This window comes from Streptomyces sp. rh34 (genome assembly GCF_002551245.1).
In the GTDB taxonomy this organism is placed as follows: domain Bacteria; phylum Actinomycetota; class Actinomycetes; order Streptomycetales; family Streptomycetaceae; genus Streptomyces.
Window position 1 is genome coordinate 1 of record NZ_NTGZ01000453.1, and the last position, 2949, is coordinate 2949.

General features: G+C 74.5%; 1 protein-coding gene and 1 pseudogene. Both read left to right on the top strand.

The window, feature by feature from the left end:
* A pseudogene (locus CR470_RS39955) lies at positions 1-281 on the top strand (DNA polymerase Y family protein); the annotation flags it as partial.
* A partial coding sequence (locus CR470_RS37105) for an error-prone DNA polymerase (RefSeq protein ID WP_097872108.1) occupies positions 274-2949 on the top strand: 2676 nt, incomplete at its 3' end. The pseudogene CR470_RS39955 and the gene CR470_RS37105, both read left to right, overlap by 8 nt.

Consider the following 2949-nt stretch of genomic DNA (forward strand, 5'->3'; position numbering starts at 1 on the left):
ACCCGGTCCGGCGTCCGGCCCGGCTGACCGGGGCCGACGGCGTGCCGGTCGGCGTGGCCGGCCGGCTGGAGCTGTCGGCCGAGCCCGCGTTCCTCTCGGTCGACGGGCGGCGCCGGGCCGGGGTGAGCGGATGGGCAGGGCCGTGGCCGGTGCTGGAGCAGTGGTGGGCGCCGGACGGCGGCCGGCGGGTCGCCCGGATGCAGGTCACCACCGACGACGGGCACGCCTGGCTGCTGCTCGTCGACCGGAGCCGGTGGTGGGTGGAGGCCCACTATGGGTGAACTCCTGCGCCTCCCCACCGCCGACCACCCGGAGGAGGGGGGCGGCTGGGCCGAGCTGCACGCGCACAGCGCGTTCTCCTTCCTCCGGGGGGCGAGCCGGCCGGAGGACCTGGTCGCCGAGGCCGCCCGGCTCGGCATCGGCGTGCTGGCGGTGACGGACAGGGACGGCCTGCACGCCGCACGCCGCCTGCACGCCGCCGCCCGCGACCACGGGATCGGCACGGTCCACGGCGCCGAACTCACCCTCGGCGACCCCGTACTGGGAACGCCGGTGGTGCTCGCCCGCTCGGTGGAGGGGTTCCGGCTGCTGTCGTCGGTGATCACCGACGCGCAGCTCGCCGGTTCCAAGAACGCCCCGGTCTACGACCTGGAAGCGGTGGCCCGGGCGGCGGCCGCGGGACACTGGGCCGTCCTGCCCGGCTGTCCGCCGCCGGGCACGGACCGGTGCGACGTCGCCGCCGTCGCCCACCGGCTCACCCGGCTGACCGACGTCTTCGGTACGAGCGGTACGCACGCCGAGCTGGTCGACCACCGGCTTCCGGAGGACTCGGTCGCCGCCGACGCGATGTGGGTGGCCGCCCGCCGGGCCGGGGTCCCCGTGGTGGCCACCGGCGCCGTGCACTACGCGGCTCCCCGCCAGGCCCGCGTGGCACAGGCGCTCACCGCGCTGCGCCGCCGCGAGACCCTGGACCGGGCCGCCGGGCATCTGATGGCCGCTCCGACCGCGCACCTGCGCCCCCGGGCCGAGCGGGCGTCGTTCCTGTCACGGTATCCGGGCGTCGCGGACGCCACCGTCGCCCTGGGCCGCGCCTGTGTCATCGACCTCGGCGAACTGCGCCCCGAACTGCCGGAGTTCGCCGTACCCGCAGGGCATACGCAGGACTCGTGGCTGCGGGACCGGGCGGAGGCCGCCTGCGCCGGCCGCTACGGGCCCCGCGCCGACCCGGCGGCGGGGGCGGCCTGGCGGCAGCTCGACCACGAACTCGGCCTCGTCGCCGGACTCGGACTCGCGGGCTACTTCCTGATCGTCCACGACATCGTCCGGCACGCCGCCGAACAGGGGATCTGGTGCCAGGGCCGGGGCTCCGCCGCCAGCAGCGTGATCTGCTACGTCCTCGGCATCACCGCCGTCGACCCCCTCCGGCACGGCCTGCTCTTCGAACGGTTCCTGTCCCTGGAGAAGGCGGGCCCGCCGGACATCGACCTCGACCTGGAGTCCGGGCGCCGCGAGGAAGTCATGCAGTACGTCTACACCCGCTACGGCCGCCTGCACGCCGCCCAGGTCGCCAACATGATCACCTATCAACCGCGGCTCGCGGTCCGCGACGCCGCCCGGGTCCTCGGCTACCCGGAAGCCCAGACCCGGGAGATGACCCGGCACATCCACCACACCCCGCCCGGCCCCGACACCGGCCTGCCCGGCGACGTCCGCGACCTCGCCGCCCAACTCCACACCCTCCCGAGGCATCTCGGGGTGCACTCGGGCGGCATGGTCCTCACCCGGCAGCCCATCGGCGAGATCATGCCCGTGGAGTGGGCGACCGCTGAGGGCCGCAGCGTCCTCCAGGGCGACAAGGACGACGTCGCCGCCGCCGGACTCGTCAAGATCGATTTGCTGGGTCTCGGCATGCTGTCGGCCCTCCACACCGCCTGCGACCTCATCCACGCGTACCACGGCGTCCGCTACGACCTCACGTCCATCCCCCAGGACGACCCGGACGTCTACGGGATGATCGCCCGGGGGGACACCATCGGCGTCTTCCAGGTCGAGTCCCGGGCCCAGATCTCCACCCTTCCCCAACTGCGGCCGACGAAGTTCGAGGACCTGGCCGTCGCCGCGTCGATCATCCGCCCCGGCCCCATCCAGGCCGGCAGCAAGCACCCCCTGCTCCGCCGACGGCGCGGCGAGGAGACGGTGACGTATCCCCACCCGCTCGCCAAAGCCGCGCTGGAGCCGACCCTCGGCGTCGCCCTCTGGCAGGAACAGGCCATGCAACTCGCGATCGACTGCGCGGGGTTCAGCCCTGGCGAGGCCGACCGGCTCAGGAAGGCGATGGCGGCCAAGCACGCCCCGGAGAAGGTCGCCGCGATGCGCGACCGCCTGCTGACCGGCATGGCCGGGCGCGGCATCCCCCCGGCCGCCGCCGAGAAGATCGCCTCGATGATCGAAGCCTTCTCCGACTACGGGTTCCCCCAGTCCCACGCCCAGTCGATGGCCGGACTCATCTACGCCAGCGCCTGGATCAAGCACCACCACCCCGCCGCGCTCATCGCGGCGATCATGGCGCACCAGCCGATGGGCTTCTACGACACCCAGACCCTCATCGGCGACGCGGAACGCCACGGCATCACCGTCCGAGGATCCGACGTACGGACCTCCCGCGTCCACGCCACCCTCGAACCCGGCCCGATACCGGATTCGAAGCCGGGCTCCACGCCGGGCTCCACGCCCGGGGCGCGCCCCCCGGCGATCCGCCGCGGCCTGACCAGCGTCACCGGCCTGGGTGAACAGGCCGCCGAGGAGATCGTCGCCACCCGCGCGCAGCGGCCGTTCGCCGACCTGGACGACTTCGCCGCCCGCACCCGCCTGCCGGCCCGGATCCTGGAGCAGTTGGCCACCGCGGGCGCGCTCGACGGCCTGGGCGGGCACCGTCGCACCGCCCTGTGG